The 17,304-nt window shown below is 71.5% G+C and carries 9 protein-coding genes and 2 pseudogenes; 6 read left to right on the top strand and 5 right to left on the bottom strand.

Going from position 1 to position 17,304, the window contains the following annotated elements:
- Positions 1-7: 7 nt before the first annotated feature.
- The gene (locus ACZ6I3_RS11375) at positions 8-6,877 is read right to left on the bottom strand and encodes an SDR family NAD(P)-dependent oxidoreductase (protein ID WP_469413743.1); all 6,870 of its coding nucleotides are present in this window, start codon (positions 6,875-6,877) and stop codon (positions 8-10) included.
- Positions 6,878-7,154: 277 nt separating this feature from the next.
- On the opposite strand from ACZ6I3_RS11375, the gene ACZ6I3_RS11370 reads away from it, so the two are divergent.
- Positions 7,155-8,294, top strand: a complete 1,140-nt coding sequence (locus tag ACZ6I3_RS11370; protein WP_469413742.1) for a tyrosine-type recombinase/integrase — start codon at positions 7,155-7,157, stop codon at positions 8,292-8,294.
- On the opposite strand, the gene ACZ6I3_RS11365 is transcribed toward ACZ6I3_RS11370, so the two are convergent.
- Positions 8,240-8,746, bottom strand: a complete 507-nt coding sequence (locus tag ACZ6I3_RS11365) for a suppressor of fused domain protein (protein WP_469413741.1) — start codon at positions 8,744-8,746, stop codon at positions 8,240-8,242. The genes ACZ6I3_RS11370 and ACZ6I3_RS11365 overlap by 55 nt on opposite strands.
- A 361-nt stretch (positions 8,747-9,107) precedes the next feature.
- Between ACZ6I3_RS11365 and ACZ6I3_RS11360 the strand changes: the two genes are divergently transcribed.
- The 3 genes and pseudogenes from ACZ6I3_RS11360 to ACZ6I3_RS11350 form a co-directional block, all read left to right on the top strand.
- Positions 9,108-12,665 (top strand): SpoIIE family protein phosphatase, encoded by a 3,558-nt coding sequence (locus ACZ6I3_RS11360; protein ID WP_469413739.1) that lies wholly within the window; start codon positions 9,108-9,110, stop codon positions 12,663-12,665.
- Positions 12,666-12,899: 234 nt separating this feature from the next.
- Positions 12,900-13,244 (top strand): annotated as a pseudogene (locus ACZ6I3_RS11355) (transposase); the annotation flags it as partial.
- A 160-nt stretch (positions 13,245-13,404) separates the two neighbouring features.
- Positions 13,405-13,705: pseudogene (locus tag ACZ6I3_RS11350) on the top strand (helix-turn-helix transcriptional regulator); the annotation flags it as partial.
- 955 nt (positions 13,706-14,660) lie between these two features.
- On the opposite strand, the gene ACZ6I3_RS11345 reads toward ACZ6I3_RS11350, so the two are convergent.
- Entirely contained in the window at positions 14,661-14,825 is a 165-nt protein-coding gene (locus ACZ6I3_RS11345; RefSeq protein WP_469413738.1) for a hypothetical protein, read from the bottom strand.
- 218 nt (positions 14,826-15,043) lie between these two features.
- On the opposite strand from ACZ6I3_RS11345, the gene ACZ6I3_RS11340 reads away from it, so the two are divergent.
- Positions 15,044-15,466: a hypothetical protein gene (locus ACZ6I3_RS11340; protein WP_469413737.1), complete on the top strand. Its 423-nt coding sequence runs from the start codon at positions 15,044-15,046 to the stop codon at positions 15,464-15,466.
- Positions 15,467-15,903: 437 nt separating this feature from the next.
- On the opposite strand, the gene ACZ6I3_RS11335 is transcribed toward ACZ6I3_RS11340, so the two are convergent.
- Positions 15,904-16,428: a TetR-like C-terminal domain-containing protein gene (locus ACZ6I3_RS11335; RefSeq protein WP_469413736.1), complete on the bottom strand. Its 525-nt coding sequence runs from the start codon at positions 16,426-16,428 to the stop codon at positions 15,904-15,906.
- Between the two features lie 13 nt (positions 16,429-16,441).
- Here ACZ6I3_RS11335 and ACZ6I3_RS11330 point away from each other — a divergent pair, with 13 nt between their 5' ends.
- Positions 16,442-16,771 carry a hypothetical protein gene (locus ACZ6I3_RS11330; RefSeq protein WP_469413735.1) on the top strand — a complete coding sequence of 110 codons (330 nt, stop codon included), beginning with the start codon at positions 16,442-16,444 and terminating at the stop codon, positions 16,769-16,771.
- A 109-nt stretch (positions 16,772-16,880) separates the two neighbouring features.
- On the opposite strand, the gene ACZ6I3_RS11325 is transcribed toward ACZ6I3_RS11330, so the two are convergent.
- Positions 16,881-17,084, bottom strand: coding sequence for a hypothetical protein (locus ACZ6I3_RS11325; protein ID WP_189594583.1), 204 nt, complete (start codon positions 17,082-17,084; stop codon positions 16,881-16,883).
- Between the last annotated feature and the right edge of the window lie 220 nt (positions 17,085-17,304).

Here is a 17,304-nt window from a genome sequence, read left to right as displayed (position 1 = left end):
GTGGGGTTCACCGACCCGACGCCGTCAGGACGACCTCGTCGGTCTCCGGCTCGCCCCAGGCCAGCTCCCGCAGCAGTGCGAGCACGCCCTCCTCCGGGTCGATCAGCTCGATGCCGCGGCGCGCGTACTCCCGGCCCAGCTCAGGGCCGACCATGCCGCCGTGCGCCCCGGCCGGCGCCCACGGGCCCCAGTGCACGGTGACGGTACGGCTGCCGGTGTCGGCGCGCCAGAGGCGGCCGAGGCGGGCGAGTGCGTCGTTGGCGGCGGCGTAGTCGGCCTGGCCGCGGTTGCCGTACACCGCGGAGACGGAGCCGAACATGACGGTGAAAGCGGGCAGTTGGGGAAGTCGCCGGAGAGCCGAGAGCAGTGCGCGGGCGCCGTCCACCTTGGTGCCGTAGACCCGTTCGAAGGAGACGGGGTCCTTCTCGGCGAGCAGCCGGTCCTCGATCACTCCGGCGGCGTGTACGACCCCGTCGATCCGGCCGTACGTCGCGTATGTCTCCTTGACCGCCTGCTGCACGGCCTCCGCGTCCCGCAGGTCGAGTGCCCGGTATCTGGCCCGGCCGCCCGCGTCGTGTACCTCGGCCAGGGTCGCGGCGATCTCGCGGCGGGCCAGGACGCGGCCGGCTTCGCGGTCGATCTCGGCGGTGCTCAGACCGCCCCGGGCGGCGAGCGCTGCACGCAGCGCGGGCAGGTCGGTGGCGTGGGCCAGCTCGTGGTGCCCGCCCGTGCCGTCGTCGAGCGGCGTACGCCCGAGCAGTTCGACCCGGCAGCGTGCGGCGGCGGCAAGGGCGAGGGTGAACCGGGCTGTGATGCCGCGTGCGCCGCCCGCGAGGACGACGACCGACTCCGGGCCGAGCCCGAGTGCCGCGGCAGCGGCGGCGCCCGAGGAGGCGGCCCCGGCGCCGGAGGAGACGGGCGGGCCCAGAGGGCTCTCGTACGGTACCGGGGCGCGGCGGACGCCGCAGGTGCGCAGCACGACGGGCTCCCGGTCGGGCGCCAGCAGTTCCCCGACGAGTGCCTCGGCCTGCTCGGTGGCGGGCTCGTCGGGGTCGAGCTCCACGGTGCGGACCACGGTGGCGGGGTATTCGCGGGCCGCGGTGCGCACGAAGCCGTCGAGGCCGCTGGTGTCGTCGGGGAGGCGGGGGCAGAGCAGCCGGCGCGGGCCGCGCAGCAGCAGTTCCTGGAGCACGGTGAGCTTGGCGGGCAGCAGTTGCTGTTCCGTACCCGCGAGAGCGCCCAGGTGCAGCACTCCGTCGACCGGGCCGGTGTGCCTGGCGAGCTGTGCGGTGTCCGGGCCGCCACGGGCGGCGAGCGCGCCGAGTGTGGTGAGCCGGGTGACAAGTGCCCGTGCGAGTGGCGTGTCGTCCGCGACGATCAGGAACCGCTTCCCGCGCAGCTGTGCCGCGCCTTCGGCGCCGGGCACGGGCGGCGGGTCGAGCGGGGCGGGCCGCAGCAGATAGCGGCGGGGAGCCTGGCCGGTGAGCGGGCCGGGGGACTCCCCGGCTACGGGGGCCGAGGTGGCGAGGGCGGGTGCCGGGTCCGGATCGGCGAGCGCCTTCGCGCGGGCCCGCAGCCAGTCGGCGATCCCGGCGGCGGTGCGCTCCCGGGTCAGCTCCTCCAGGTCCGCGTCCGGCAACGACCGCAGATCCGCACCCGAGCCCAGCAGCCGCCGTCCCAGCTCCCCGGCGATCTCCGTCCGCTTGATCGAATCCACACTCAGATCCGCCTCCAGATCCGACTCCGCCCCCACCATCTCCACCGGATATCCCGTACGTTCCGCGATCACCGCCAGCACCTCGGCCAGCACATCCACCCCCACCGGAGCGGGAGCGGGGGCCGGAGCCGCAGCGAGAGCGGCCGGAGCCGGGGCCGGAAGGGGCTCGGGGGTCGGCGGAGCCGCCTGCGGCGCGGGCGGAGCCCCGAAGTAGCCGAGGAGCACGTCCCGTTGTGCGGCCAGCATCTCCCGGCTGTTGCGCAGGAACTCCCGGAGCAGTTCTTCCCGTTCGCCCATCGTCGTCGCCTCACTGGTCCGCTCTCTGGCCCGCGGGATGCCCGAGATGCGCCGGGCCGGGCGCAGCGCTCCCGGCACCGGCCGGCCGTCCGCCGTGCGTACGAGGTGGCCGTCGACCGTCCAGCCGGGCCGCTCCGGCACGGCGGCCGGGTCGGCGAGTGCCGTGTCGCGTCCGCTGAAGAGCCGTGCGGGCGCCACCGGGACACCGGCCGCGGCGAGCCGGGCCAGGGCCTCGAGGTGGCCGCGCAGGCCCGCGTCGGGGCGGGGCTCGAACGGGACGGCGACGTGCGGCCGGTCGCCGAGGATCTGACCGACCAGACCGGTGAGCACCGTGCCGGGCCCGCACTCGACGAAGATCCGCGCCCCGGCGTCGTACATCGCATCGATCTGGTCGGCGAAACGGACGGGGGCGGCGATCTGCTCGGCGAGGCCGGCCCGTACCCGGGCGGGGTCCCCGGCATAGCGGGTGCCGGTGAGATTGGCCCAGACCGGGAACTCGGGGCCGCGCACGGCGTACGCCGTCAGGATCTCGGCGAAGCGGGACACGGCCCCGGCGACCAGCGGGCTGTGGAAGGCGCAGGCGACGGGCAGCGGGCGGACGGAGAACCCGGCGGCGGTGAGCGCGTCGACGGCTTCGGCGACGGCGTCCCTCGGGCCCGAGAGCACGCTCTGCGCGGGCGCGTTGTGGTTGGCGACGACGACCCGCTCGGCCAGACCTGCCCCGGCGAGCACCCGGGTCACCTGCTCGGCGGAGGCCACGGCGGCGGCCATGGTGCCGGGATCGGACCCCTGTGCGCCGATCGCGGCGAGGGTCGCCTCGGCCCGCTCCCTGCTGAGGTCACCGAGCTTGTCGGGGTCGAGGGCGCCCGCGGCGCAGAGCGCGACGAGTTCGCCGTAGGAGTGCCCTGCGGCCATGTCGGGGCGGACACCGACCGCGGTGAGGGTGTCGTACGCGGCGAGGCCGACCGCCCCGAGCGCGGGCTGGGCGTGGCGGGTGTCGGTGAGCCGGGCGACCTGTGCGGCGCGTTCGGCGGCGTCGAAGGCGGCGGGCGGGAAGAGGGCGGCGGCCGGGGCGTGGTACAGGTGGCGGCCGAGTTCGGGGAAGGCGGTGAACAGCTCGGCGAACATGCCGGGGCGCTGGCTGCCCTGGCCGGGGAAGAGGAACGCCACCTTGCCACCGTCGCCGTCGCCGTCGGTCGCCCCGGCGGGGGCGCCTGTGGCCGGGAACACTCCGCTTCTCCCGGGCGTGCCGTCGAGTAGGTCCCGTATCAGGTGCGGGAGTTCGGTGACGGACTCGGCGACCACGGCACCGAGGAGCGGGCCCGGGCCGGTCTCCGCGCGCTGTGCGGCGGTACGCGCCAGGTCCCGCAGCCGCCAGTGACCGCTCGCCGCGAGGCCGGCGAGTTCCTCGGCCGCTGCGCGGGTGCGGAAGACGAACAGCTCGGCGGGCCAGACGTCGTGGCTCTGGCGCGGCGGCGCTCCGGCGTCGGCGTGGGCCCGCAGCACCACATGGAAGTTGGTGCCGCCGAATCCGAAGGCGCTCACCCCGGCGACGCGGCGGGCGGCGGGCTCGGCCCAGGGCCGGGCCTCGCTGTGGAAGACGAATGGACTGTCGGGGCCGGTCCAGACGGGGTTGGGCACGTCGATATGCAGGGTGGGCGGGCGCACCCCGGTATGCAGGGCGAGTGCGGTCTTGATCAGTCCGGCGAGACCGGCGGCGCACTTGGTGTGCCCGATCTGGGACTTGACGGAGCCCACGACGCAGCCGCCGGGCGCGGCCCCGGCCTCCTCGAACAGCCGGGTGAGCGTGCTGAGTTCGGTGCGGTCGCCGACGACGGTCCCGGTGCCGTGGGCCTCGATCAGGCCGACCTCGGCGGGCGAGACGCGAGCTTGCGCGTAGGCGCGTTCCAGGGCGGCGCGCTGGCCCTCGGGGCGGGGCGCGGTCAGGCCGAGGGAGCGGCCGTCGCTGGCGCTGCCGACGCCCTCGATGACGGCGTAGATCCGGTCGCCGTCCCGCTCGGCGTCGGCGCGGCGCTTGAGTACGAGACAGGCGACGCCCTCGCCGAGTGCGATGCCGTCGGCGGCCGCGTCGAACGTGCGGCAGCGGCCGGTGGGCGACAGCGCGTGCGCGGAGGAGAAGAGCAGGTAGTCGTTGATGCCGTTGTGCAGGTCGGCGCCGCCGCACAGGGCCACGTCGGCGGCACCGCAGGCCAGTTCCTTGCAGGCGGCGTCGACGGCGGCCAGGGAGGAGGCGCAGGCGGCGTCGACGGTGTAGTTGGCGCCGCCGAGGTCGAGCCGGTTGGCGATCCGGCCGGCGATGACGTTGGCGAGCATGCCGGGGAAGGAGTCCTCGGTGAGCTTCGGGAGCTGCTCCTCCAGGTCCTCGGGCAGGCGGCCGACGTACGAGGGCAGGACGCTGCGCAGCGTCGCGGCGCCGGAGATGTCGCTGCCCGCCTCGGCACCGAAGACGACGCAGGTGCGCTCGCGCGGGAAGGCCCGGCGGTCGAGCCCGGCGTCGGCGAGCGCCCGCCTGGCCGCCTCCAGTGCGAGGAGCTGGACGGGTTCGATGGCGGCCAGGGAGGCGGGCGGGATTCCGTAGGCCAGCGGGTCGAAGGGGATCGGAGGCAGGAATCCGCCCCACTTGGACGCGGACACGTCGTCCGCCTCGGCGTCCGCGCCGAAGTGCAGCGCGGGATCCCAGCGGGTGTCCGGGACCTCGGTGATCGCGTCGGCGCCGGCGAGCACCTGGGCCCAGTAGGCGGGCAGGTCGGCGGCGCCGGGGAACATGCCGGCCATGCCGACGACGGCGATGTCGAGCGGTTCGGGAGCGGGGGCCGGGTTCCGCGCGGGTACCGTGCCGCCCGCGTCGCGGGCGGCAGCGGCGAGTTCGGCGGTGCGGCGCCCGTAGAAGTCGGCTGCCCCGTCGGTGACCGCGTGGTGCAGGGCGGCGACGGTGGTGACGGCGGAGCGGAGCACGGCGACCTCGCCGGCCATGAACATGCCCGCTTCGCGCTGGCGCTCCTCGTCGACGTCGAGCAGCTCGTCGCCGACCCGCTCGACGCCCTTGCTGGCGATGCGCAGGCGGCCGACGTTGAGCCGCTCCAGCTCCTGCCAGACCTGCCGCTCGGGTATCCCCTGAGTCCGCAGCTCGTCCTTGACCTCCTGGTACGTGTCGCTGAACGCGCTGGGCAGGCAGCGGGTGGCGTGGCCGGGCGCGGTGTGCAGGAGCGTGGTCGACCTGGCGTCCAAGGCCGCGCGCTGGAACAGCGGCCGGATGGCGCCGCATTCGACGGCCTCCTCGGTGAAGAGGTAGCCGGTGCCCATCAGAACGCCGACTACGGCACCGCGGGTGGTGAGCGGGGCGGCGAGCGCGGCGACCATGGCGGCGGAGCGCTCGTCGTGGATGCCGCCCGCGAACAGCACCTGTACGTCCTGTGGGTCGGCGGCGTCACCGCCATCGGCGTGACCGTCGTCGGCCGCCGCGTCGAGGAAGTCCTCCAGGACGGCCAGTTGCGCCTCCCAGAGCGGGAAACTGTTGCGCGGCCCGATGTGCCCGCCGCACTCGGCGCCCTCGAAGACGAAGCGCCGGGCGCCGGCCGCCAAGAACTGGCCGAGCAGCCCGGGCGACGGCACGTGCAGAAAGGTACGGATGCCCTCGGCCTCCAGAGCGGCCGCCTGGGAGGGACGGCCGCCCGCGATGACGGCGTGGCTGGGGCGCAGCTCACGGATGGCCTCCAGTTGGGCGGTGCGTGTCTCTTCCGGAACGAAGCCGAGGATGCCGACGCCCCAGGAGCGGTCGCCGAGCGCGGACTTGGTCTGCTCGAGCAGGGTGCGGGTCTGCTCGGGCCCGGCCAGGGCGAGCGCGACGACCGGCAGTCCGCCGCCGTCCGCGACGGCCGCCGCGAACCGCGCCTGGTCGCTGACCCGGGTCATCGGGCCCTGGACGACCGGCAGTGCGGTGCCGAGCGCCCGGCACATCGGCGAGCCGCCGCGCAGCACGGCGCCGTCGTCCGCCACGGCGGCGTCGATGCCCTCCGTGACGGCGGCGAGGGCGCGGTCCACGGTGCCGTACCGCTCGGCGAACCGGGCGGCGAGAAAGGCATCCTGGCCCAGCGGCAGGGGCCGGTCGCGCAGGGCGGCCGGGAGGCCGGGGCGGCTCCGGTCGAGCACCCGGCAGCCGTCGACGACGACGGTCTCGGTGCCGTCGGCGGCGCGCAGCAGACCGGCGGCCGCGGGGGCCGTACCGGCCTCGTCGAGCAGTGCGAGCTGGATGTCCAGTACGACTCCGCGGGCGCCCGCGAGCACGGCGGCGGCCGCGGTGTGCGGCCCGATGCCCCCGCAGGCCCACACCGGCAGGTCGACCGGTACGGCGCCGAGTACGCGCTGGAGCAGCACGAAGGTGGAGTGTTCGCCGCAGGGGCCGCCGGACTCCTCGCCGCGCACGACGAGCCCGGTGACACCGTCGGCCACGGCCCGGACGGCCTCGCCGGTGCCGCGGACCTCGGCGAGTACGGCGGGGTCCGCGGCGGCGGTGCGGGCGGCGGCCCGGACCTCGGCGACGGTCCAGGGCGCGTCGGGGGCGAGGAGCACGGTGCACGGTCCGGCGGCGGCCGGGTCCGCGGTGCGCCGCGCTCCGGCGGGCGCCGGGGCCCACAGCTCTTCGGGGCGCAGTGCACAGTCGGCGGGGACCCGCACGCCGTGGCGGCCGGGCGCCCACTGCCGCAAGAGGGTCAGGGCCTCGCGGGCGGCGCGCGCGCCCGGGCCGAGGTCGAGGACACCGGACCCACCGGCCCGGCAGACGGCGGCGACGAGGCGGGGGTCCGGTGCACCCAACGGGCTGACGCCGATAACGGTGTGCGTCATGGGGGGAGGCTCCTCTGTGCGATCGAGGGGGTGTGCGATCGGGACGAGCGGATTCGGCGCACGCCGCGCTCTTTGGAGCTGATGACCCGTCAGATACTAATGGGTAGTCAGTTATCTGGCTGCACCCCCGACACCGATCGGTGAACAGGAACCGCAAGGAGCCGGACCCGGTCGCCGCACCGGGCACCCTCCGGGACGACCAGCAGCGCCGCGAGTTCCGCCACCCGCCGACAGCACCGTTTCGGAGATCACCGCCGGGGCGGGGGCGTTGGGGTCCTTGCGGCGGTCAGTCATATCGGCGGCCGTTCTGCGGGCCGTGCACGGCTGTGTCCGCTCCACCCTGCGCAACTACCAGGGCTCGGTAAGGCAGTTCTGCGACTTCCTGACCAACCCCGCCTACGGCTGGGGCGACGAGTACCTGCGGCTCTTCGGGACCCACCCAGCCCAGGTGGTCTACGACTGGAATGCCGCTGCGCACGCCGATGAAGCCGAGGGTGAGCCAGAACGCCGGGGCTTCGCCAGGCCCGAGCTGGAAGCGTTCTTCGACCATGCTGACGAGGAAGTCCTTCGCGTTCGCGGCAAGGGCCGCAAGGGCTGGCTGCCGGCATTCCGGGATGCCGCCTTGTTCAAGACCGCGTACGCCTACGGCCTGCGCCGAAACGAAACCCGGATGCTGGACCTCACCGACTTCGGCCGCAATCCGGACGGCCGGGAGTTCGGCGAGTACGGCACCCTGTTGGTCCGCCACGCCAAGGCCAAGAAGGGCTCGCCGCCCAAGCGCCGCAGCGTGCTGACCGTCTGGACCTGGACACCCGGCACGATCGAGGAACGGATCACCGAGGTGCGGCCCGGGATGCGGCGTTCGACCATCCGGGCCCTCTGGCCCTCCGAGCGAGGCGCACGGATCGGGGTCCAACGCTTGGACTCCCGTTTCGCCGCTTACCGGGACGCCGTCGGCCTGGACCCCGCGCTGGAGTTCCACTCGCTGCGCAGGTCCCACATCAGCCACCTGATCGAGGACGGCCACGACCCGCTGTTCGTCCAGCAGCAGGTCGGCCACGACTACGCCTCCACCACCGCGATCTACACCTGCGTCTCCTCCCACTTCCGCACCCGCTCCCTGCGACGCGTCCCGGACGCCACCCATCGAGGCTGCTCTGCGGCCGGGAAGGACCTCCTCCCACCCCAGCGCGGCAGAGCCTCCGCGATCCGCCAACTCGTCCTCCAAGCGCCGGCCCCGGTCATCGCGAAAGCCCTCGGCTACCACGACAAGACCGCCACGCGCCTCGTCACCGAGGCCGGCGGAACCTGGAGCCGATACGCCTGGGAGACCACAAACGGTGACCGCCGGAGGCCGGAAACTCAGGCGACCGACGCCCTGAAGGGATCGGTGGGGATGATTTCTGCCTCGTCGTAGAGCTGCGCCAACGCCTCGTGGCCGTGACGCCTGCGGAACTCGATCTCGGCTGTCGTCACGGGCAGCGTCCACACGATGCGGGCGTGACCCCCGGGAACGGCACAGTGTTCAAGGTCGGGTCCGTGGAGATAGGGCAGGCTGATCAGTAGGTGATCGCAGGTTGAACCCGGCACCCATGGTTCACCGATCTGCATGCTGTGCTCCAGGTCGAGCTGATGTCCTCCGCAGTGGTAGTAGGCGATCATCGCCATGAGTTCGATGAACCGCTGGTCGCGGACATGGGCAGTCATGACGAACTCGAGTCCATGACCGTCCTTCTCCATCGCGGCCCAGCACCCGGCGGTCACATAGGCCCAGCTGTCGCTGCGGGGACCGGGCCCCACAACGAGGATGCGCAGGTCGGGGGCCACCTGTCGCCGTTCCGGCCCGAGGTCGTAGTCGACCACCTCCACGGAGTGCCCCTCGAAGAACACCCGGACATGTGACTCAACAGCCTCAGCGGCCAGCAGCCTCGCATCACTCACCGCGCGATCATCCCAGACCGCGATCGACCGCCCCTGACAGCTCACTCAGCGTCATGGGGCTGCCGACGTCAGGACTGCGAGCTGATGATCACTTCCGTCGGTAGGTGCTTAAAAGCTTACACTTCTGAGTAAATAGCAGTTTGGGTTAATTAGCCTTGTAGTTCTGGCGGGAGGATAGCCAGAAGCGTCGGATCCGGCGTCCGTTCTGCCCGAAGGTCCGCAGCGAGTAGCGTCCGGCAGCCTTGGGGGCGCGGGCGGATCACGTAGGCGCCAGGAGGGCGATTTCTTCATGACCCGGCCCGAGGACCCGCGCACCGCGGCGGCCCGGATGTTCGCCGAGGCCGGTGCGTTCGGCGAGCTTCTGGCCGGGATCGAGTGGGCGGCGACGCCGCTCGGGCCCCCCGAGTCCTGGCCGGGGCCCCTGGTGGACACCCTGCGCCTCATGCTCACCTCTGAGCACGGCATGGCTCTGTACTGGGGCCCCGAGTTCGCCACGCTGTACAACCTGGGCGCCGCACTCATTCCCGGCGCCAAGCATCCCTGGGCGCTCGGCAAGCCGTACAAGGAGGTGTTCCCTGAGGTCTGGGCCCCGGTGAGCTCCCACTTCCACTATGTGATCGACACCCGCAAGTCCATGCTGATCTCCGATGAGCCGCTCATCATGGAGCGCCACGGCTTTCCGGAGCAGTGCTACTTCGACTCCTCTTTCCAGCCCGTGCTGCTGGACGACGGCACCGCCGGCGGCGTGCTGCAGATCCTCACCGAGACCACCGGCCGGGTACTGGGCGAGCGTCGGCTGCGCCTGTTGAGCGAGGCCGGCGCCCGCACCGCCGGGCTGCCCACGCCGGGTGAGGTCGCCCGCGTCGTCGCGGAGGTGCTGGGCTCCTATCCTGAGGAGATCCCGTTCCTCGGCCTGTACCTGGCCTCCGAGCCGGGGGTGCTGCGGCCGGCTGCCTCCGCCGGGCTCCAGCAGGCGCCCGAGGCCGTCTCGCAGAGTGCCGCCGCCGGGTCGCAGGTCGCAGCCCGGCTGGCGCAGGTGGTCGCCGACGGTGCCCCTGCCACGCTGCCTGCTGCCGCGTTCACCGGAGGCAACACGGCCGGGCGGCACGCCGCGGCCTCCCGGCTCCCGGTCGAGCAGGTGCTGGCTCTGCCGCTGGACTGTGCGGGCCAGGTGGGAGGCGCCCTGGTGGTGGGCGTCAACCCCTGCTTCCCTCCGGCCGGGACATACCGGGACTTCTTGGAAGTGCTCGCCGCCGCCGTGGCCGGGGCGCTGACGGCCGCGCTCGCCCACGACGAACAGCGACGGCGGGCGGAGGCGCTGGCCGAGCTGGACCGGGCCAAGACCACCTTCTTCGCCAACGTCAGCCACGAGTTGCGCACCCCGCTCACCCTGCTCCTGGGCCCGCTCCAGCAGACCCTGGCCGACGAGGACCGGCCCGAGCGGCGCGAGCAGCTGGAGCTGGCCGAGCGCGGCGCTCTGCGCCTGCTGAAGCAGGTCAACACCCTCCTGGACGTCGCCAGGGCCGAGGCCGGGCAGATACGCCCGGCCCTTGAGCCGGTCGACCTCGCCCGTGCCACGGCCGAGCTGGCCGGGGTGTTCCGCTCCGCTTTCGAGGCGGCCGGGCTGACGCTGGAGGTGGACTGCCCGCCGCTGCCCAAGCCGGTGTCCCTGGACCGGGAGATGTGGGAAAAGATCATCCTCAACCTGCTCAGCAACGCCCTGAAGTTCACCTTCACCGGCGGCGCCCGAGTGCAGGTGGCCGCGGCCGGCGACCGGGCCCGGCTGACCGTGACCGACACCGGCACCGGCATCCCGGCGGACGAGCTGCCGCGCCTGTTCGAGCGCTTCCACCGAGTCCGCGGAGCCCGCTCCCGCTCCCACGAGGGCAGCGGCCTCGGCCTGGTGCTGGTGAAGGACCTGGTGGAAGCGCATGGCGGCACCGTCGGCGTGGACAGCCGGCCCGGCCAGGGAACCACCGTCACCGTGGACCTCCCCTTCGCCGCCGCCCACCGGCCCCGCTCGAACCCGGCCGCGGACAGCGTCGGATTCCCCGGGGAGACCCTCAGGGAAGGCGGAGGCGGCCGGTCCGGCCGCGCTGCGCCCTATGCGGACGAGGCACTGGGCTGGCTGGCGGCTGAGCCCGTTCTCGCCGCGCCGAGCCCCTCGGCACACACTCCGCCCGCCCCAGCGACCCACGATGCCCCGCCCGCCCCCGCCCCCGCCCCCGCCCCCGCGACCGACGGCCCTGGCCCGCACGAAACCGACCGCCCCCGCCGGGCCCGCCTGCTGGTCGTCGACGACAACGCCGACATGCGCGCCTATCTCACCCAGCTCCTGGACCCCGACTACGACGTGCTGCTCGCCGCCGACGGCCGGGCGGCCCTGGAGACGGCCCTGGCGCAGCCGGTGGAGCTGGTGCTCAGCGACGTAATGATGCCCCACATGGACGGCTTCGAGCTGGTCCGGGCGCTGCGCGCCGACCCACGCACCGCCCGTTTGCCGATCGTCCTGCTCACCGCCCGCGCCGGCGAGGAGGAATCCGTGCAGGGCCGGCAGGCCGGCGCCGACGACTACCTGGCCAAACCCTTCTCCGCGCGCCAGCTGCTGGCGCGCGTCCGCACCGGGTTGGAGCTGTCCTGGCTGCGTGAACAGGTCCTGACCGAGACCCGCGACCAGCTGGCCGTGCTGGCCACCCTGGCCGACGCGGGCCTGCGGCTGTCCGCCACCCTCGACCCGGACCACATACTGCAGACCGCCGGACAGATCCTGCTGCCCGACTTCGCCGACCAGATCAGCATCCACCTCATCGCAGCGGCACCCGCCCCGGCCCAGTCGCCCCCGGCATACATCGCCGGCGCACCCCTTCTTGCCCGCGAGGCCCTGGCCAGCGCCGCCACCCACGCGATCAACGGCACCGCCCCAGCCCCAGCCGGCCCGCACCCGCCGCCCGCCGCCGTGCTGGCCCTGCCGCTGCACGCCCACGACCAGACACTGGGGGCCCTGGTACTGGTCCGGCACACCGACTACTCCGCGGTCGAACACAAGTATCTGGAGAACCTCGCCCACCGCCTGGCCCTGGCCTACGACAACGCCACCCGGTACCACAACGAGCGCCGCCTCGCCCTGACCCTGCAGCGCGCCCTGCTGCCCCACCGCCTGCCCGAGGTGCCCGGTGTGCGCCTGGCCACCCACTACCGGGCCAGCAACCGCGGCGCTGAGGTCGGCGGCGACTGGTACGACGTGCTCGCACTGCCCGACGGTGCCGTGGGGCTGGCCATCGGCGACGTCATGGGCCACGACGTGGAAGCCGCCATCGTGATGGGCCAACTGCGCTCCGCCCTGCACAGCCTCGCGATGGAGGGCGCCGGCCCGGCCCAGGTGCTGGCCAGGCTGGACGCCTACCTGCAGTCGCTCGCCGCCGAACGCTTCGCCACCTGCCTGTACGCGGTCTACGACCCGCACCGCCACAGCCTGCGCTACGCCGCCGGCGGGCACCTGCCGCCCCTGCTGGTAGCCGCCGAGACCGCCTACCTGGAGCTGCCCCCGGCGCTGCCGCTGGGACTGGGCAGCACCCCAGTCGACCGCGAGGTGGCGTTCCCGCCCGGCACCAGCCTGCTGCTGTACACCGACGGCCTGGTGGAAAGCCGGGCGCTGTCCCTGGACGACTGCCTGGCGTCCCTGTGCCAGACCTGCGGCGCGCTCCCCGTCGCCGCCCGCACCGACCCCCAGCGGATCATCGAACGGGCCCTGGAGCTGCTGAACACCCCCGACCGGGTCGACGACGACACCGCCCTGCTCGCTGCCACCGCCGAACCCATCGTGTCGAACCGGCGACCCGCAAGCTGACGGAAGTGCCGCACAACCGACCGTTACTGCTCGTAGTCATTGCTGACGATGCTGCGGATTTACCAATCCGCTGCTAAAGAACTGCCCTTACTGTTAATAGAGTTGCGGATCCTGGAATGGCCGGGGCGCGTGCTTGACGGGTTGGCTGGAGGGCATGAGCGACGAGACGATTCTGGTGACCGGCGCCACCGGAAAGACCGGCCGCCGCATGGTGCAGCAGCTGACGGTCCGGGGGGCCCGGACACGGCGGTCACGTTGCTGATCACGATGGGGGACAACCCGGAACGGCTGGCCAGTGAAGCGTCCTTCGCCGCTTTGTGCGGGGTCAGCCCTGTCGAGCGCTCCTCGGGACGTCGGCAGGTCCGTCGTCTCAACCGCGGCGGCGACCGGCAGGCCAACGCCGTGCTCCATCGCATCGTGTTCACCCGCCTGCGGGTCGACTCGCGCACTCAGGACTACTACGAGCGACGGATCAAGGAGGGCAAGACCCGTCGCGAAATCATCCGTTGCCTCAAACGCTACGCGTCCCGAGAGGTCTTCCACCTGGTCAAACAGCCACAGCCACCACCCCGCTCATAGGGGCTGTCGTGAAGCGCAACGAGCGAGGCCCTCGGGCTGTGGATCGAGATGTCTGAGCCCGAATCGAATGACGTCAATCGCCAAGGCCGGCTGGAAAGTGGTTGGCCACACCGATACGGCACCGAGGTCCAGCACGCGCTGGGAAGCTCGAAAATCCGCCGTCGACCTGCTGTCCGCACTCATCGCCCATGCCCTCGATTCGGACAGCTCGCTGCCACCGGAAACCCGCCGACAGGCGCTCGTCCTGTGTATCCGCGCCTTCGTCCAGCAACACTTGCACGACCCGCAACTGACCCCACGCACGTACGCTCGCCGACCCTGCGATGCGCGCCATGCCTATCCACGACATCGGCTCCTACTGTGACTTCTCACGCGCATCTGACTTCACCCGTGCTTTCCGCACGGCATACGGGCTCCCGCCCGGGGAGTACCGGCACCAGGTCCAGCGCGTCGTGGAGTAGACGCAGTGCCAAGCAGGTGGTCACTCGGTGCTAACGACATCCGCGATGGGGCCACCTACCTTGAAATGCGTACGCCGTTGAGCGAGAGGTGCGATTCGCAACAGTTCTCGCTCTGCTAAATCGGTTACACGCAGATCGGAGAGGGAATGCGAAAGAGCGTTAAAAGCCTCATTGTGGCTCACAGTGTGCTCCTGCTGGCGATGGCCGGACTCACGGGCGGGGCCTCTGTTGCGAATGCGGCACCTGAGACGGCCCAGGATTGCTACGGGGATTCGCGCGCTTACTCGAAGCCGAGTGGCGACGGCGCCTACCCCGAGGGCCGGTACCTCAAGACCACGAGCAGCTGTGCGAACATCAGCATCAAGCCCAAGACTAACCGCTACGTTCGGGTGTGCTGGGGGAGCACTGGGACTTGCGCAAGCACGTACAGGTACGCCTCCCGCGGGAATTGGACCATTCTGGAATTCGACATTCCCAACGGCGTCCGCTTCTGGTTCGACTTCCGCTCTTCCGCTACCTCAAACGGACGCTGGGCCGCCTGACCCGACAAAGGGGGACGGGAATAAGGACGAAACCTTCTGCGGCGGCTGGCGCTCTCGCGCTCTATATGGCCGCGCTCTTGGGAGTTACGGACACTGCCGCGGGTGTACTTGTTCCCGGAAAACACCCCCCATGCTGAGGCTGGGCTTCGGCCCAGTCGTCTGACGTCCGGTTCGTGGTGCCGTCTCGGCTCTGCCCGGGAAAGCAGTGCAGGCACGAGCTTCCAAGATTCATGAAGTTCTCTACGCCCTCGTGATGCGAGTGGAAGATCGTGCCTGCCGACGCATCTTGACCAACTATGGGAGCACCCCGAGACCGCATCGCCGGAGTTCCCTGGCCTGCTGGAGCGGCTGCTGAACTTGAACTCGTGATGTCGGGGGTGTCGCGGCGACCGCTGGACTCTAGCCGTTCGAGATCAAGCGGGTGTCTGCAGCCAACGGCGCGCGGCGGCCAGGGACACCTTGACGTCGTCGCTCCATGAACACACTTCCAGCCACGACAGGTAGCCGCCTTGCGCGAAGACCAGGACCTCGCCGGGGCACTCGCCAGCCTCGGCGACAAGCTGCGCTTCGGCCGCCACGACAGTGCTGGGGTCAGTGGGTGCGGGCTCCGCCTGACTGCGGTCGAGTTCGAAGTAGGCGGTTCCGCACCCGCATGTGCAGCGCGCTCGCACGCTGAGGTGCGGAACCTGCCTTGGGAGCGCGCCATGAACCGGAAATCCATCTGCTCCAAGCAAATTGGAACGCGCGCTGGTCAATTGGAACGACGCCAGGGCGCTCTTATGTAAGGGAGGTCTACATGCTCAAGAAGCGCATAGTCACGGTTATGGCGGCCACGGTGGGGTCCTTGGCCCTCCTTTCCTCTCAGGCGTCCGCCATCACGTGGGAGTATGACCACGCCACTGCGTCCAACTCATCCTCCAACGGGCCGTGGACATGGCGCACCACCGACGACGTGGGTGGAGCGTATGGCGAGCACGGCGACTGGTTCTACGTCGCAGACAATAGGACAGACGGGCACGGCGCTCTCGTTGATTGGCGGCTCAAGAACTCGAGTGGCACGCTCGTGAGGGGAGGCCAGATCACGATGAATTTGGGGAGCGGTGAAGGCCGTTACAAGAACAAGGACTTCAAGGAAGGCTATCAGCTGACCTGGAGGGTGTGCCGTGAGAAGGGCACTGGGCTGGACCATTGCAGCAACTGGCAGACGCAAACAGCCTGACCACAGCTCCTCGAGGTTGAGGCTACGAGATCCCGACCGGGGTGCTCGATGGCTTCTCGTTTTCGGAAGGGGGGCACTCATGCCGGCGGGGGTGGCCGCCGCGGTCGCGGACGGCGATCTCCGCGGCGACCCATGCTGACGGGGCCATGCCGTCGTGCAGGAGGAGGAGTGGTTTGCCGCTCCCTTCTTCGGTCAGGGTCGGGGCAGGTCTCGGGGTGGAGGTCGAGCACACCGGCCGTCATTGATTAGGCGGTGAAGTCGGTGAGGACGTCCCACACCGCTTGCGGGGTGGCGTCGATGTCAATCACGGCGGTGAGGACCGGCTTCATGGTGGTTTCCACTTCTGGCTCGTGCGGGAGGGAAGGGCGGGGGGCGAGCGGTTGGTCTACCGGTGCTCGGTGGGGCCGGGGACTGGCGTGGAGCGCGGTCCACGGCGCTCAGAGCGTCACGCCCGGCGCGGCCCTGTGGGAGGGGGCGCTACTGGTGCTGGCGGCCGTGGTCTCCCGCAGGCCGCGGTCGATGAAGTCGATCATCCAGGTGAAGCTGTCGTCGATGTCGGTGGCGAACTGGAACCCGCCGGCTGCTTCCAGGGATGCGTATCCGTGCAGGACGGTGCGCAGCATCCGCAGCGCGTGGATCTGCTGGTCGGGGTCGATCCGGTAGCCGTGCAGCATGGCCGCCCAGGAGTCGACCACCCGGTTGAGGGCGTCGATGAGGGGGTCGTCGGGTCCGGTCGGGCGGGCGGCGTTGGCTGCGGCGTATCGGCCGTGGTGGTCCTTGACGAACGTTCGCATCGCCTGTGCGCCGCGGACCAGGGCTTCGGTGCCGGACCGGCCCTGGATGGCGTCGCGGATCGCGTCGGCGCACTGGTTCATGGCCAGGATGGCGATCCGGTGGGCGAGGTCGGTCTGGCCGGTGACGTGCTTGTACAGCGAGGGGGTCTTGACCCCGAGCGCGGCCACTGCCGAGTCCGCAGTGGCCTGGTTGCACAGCCGGCTGTGGAGGCTTCCCTACGCCGACGTACCCATGACCGGCCTGATGCTCGAAGGGCGACCCGAAGAAAACAGCTCAGACTCCTTCGACGACATGGTCGACGCCGAACTGGCCCGGCACGGGACGCCCGTGCTCGGCCGGCTGCCTCAGCGGAACCGCCGCAGCCCTCGGCGCACGGTGCTGGACCACCTCCCCGACGACCAGCGAGCCTTCATGATGCGGCAGAGCACCCGGATCCGGATGGGCCTCGGCCCAGCACGTGCGGACGGGACGGCGCTCATCGCCGCGCTCCGCGAGTGGAGCGAGCTATAGCGCCACGAGGCCGTGTCCGGCGGAGCACGAGCGGGCGAGGTGGGCTTTCGGCGCGTGAACACACGTGAGTCCCGGGAGTGCTGCTCTCTCCCGGGACTGCCGCGACACCTTACGGGGTGACGATGACGGAGTTGAACGGGGTGAGGTCGACGTCCGTCCAGGAACCTTCATAGAAGGTCCAGTCGCAGTCTTCGCCGTTCGAGCCCCGGCACAGCAGGAACTTCCAGTCGTCCGTCTGGTTGTTGAACACGGTGTGGACGCCAACCTGGTTGTAGAGCTTGTGAACCCCTCGGGACCAGTACTGGTTGGTCACGCCACCGCTGCTGTTGGGTCCCCCGTAGATGCACGCGGCGCCGGACGGACAGCCAGCGGGGGCCGCCGAGGCCGGCGACGCCGACAGTGCTCCCGTACCGAGCGCCAACAACGCGGTTGCGGCTACCGCTGCGACCCTTCTCCGGATCGGCGTACGCGTCATGCATGCCCCCTCAATCGTTGTGGAACGGACGACGTGCGGCAGAAACAGCCCAGAGCTG

The sequence above is a fragment of the Streptomyces sp. NPDC041940 genome, from assembly GCF_055589465.1.
Note: the sequence above shows the minus strand (reverse complement) of the source record. Positions and strands in the feature narration are given on the sequence as shown.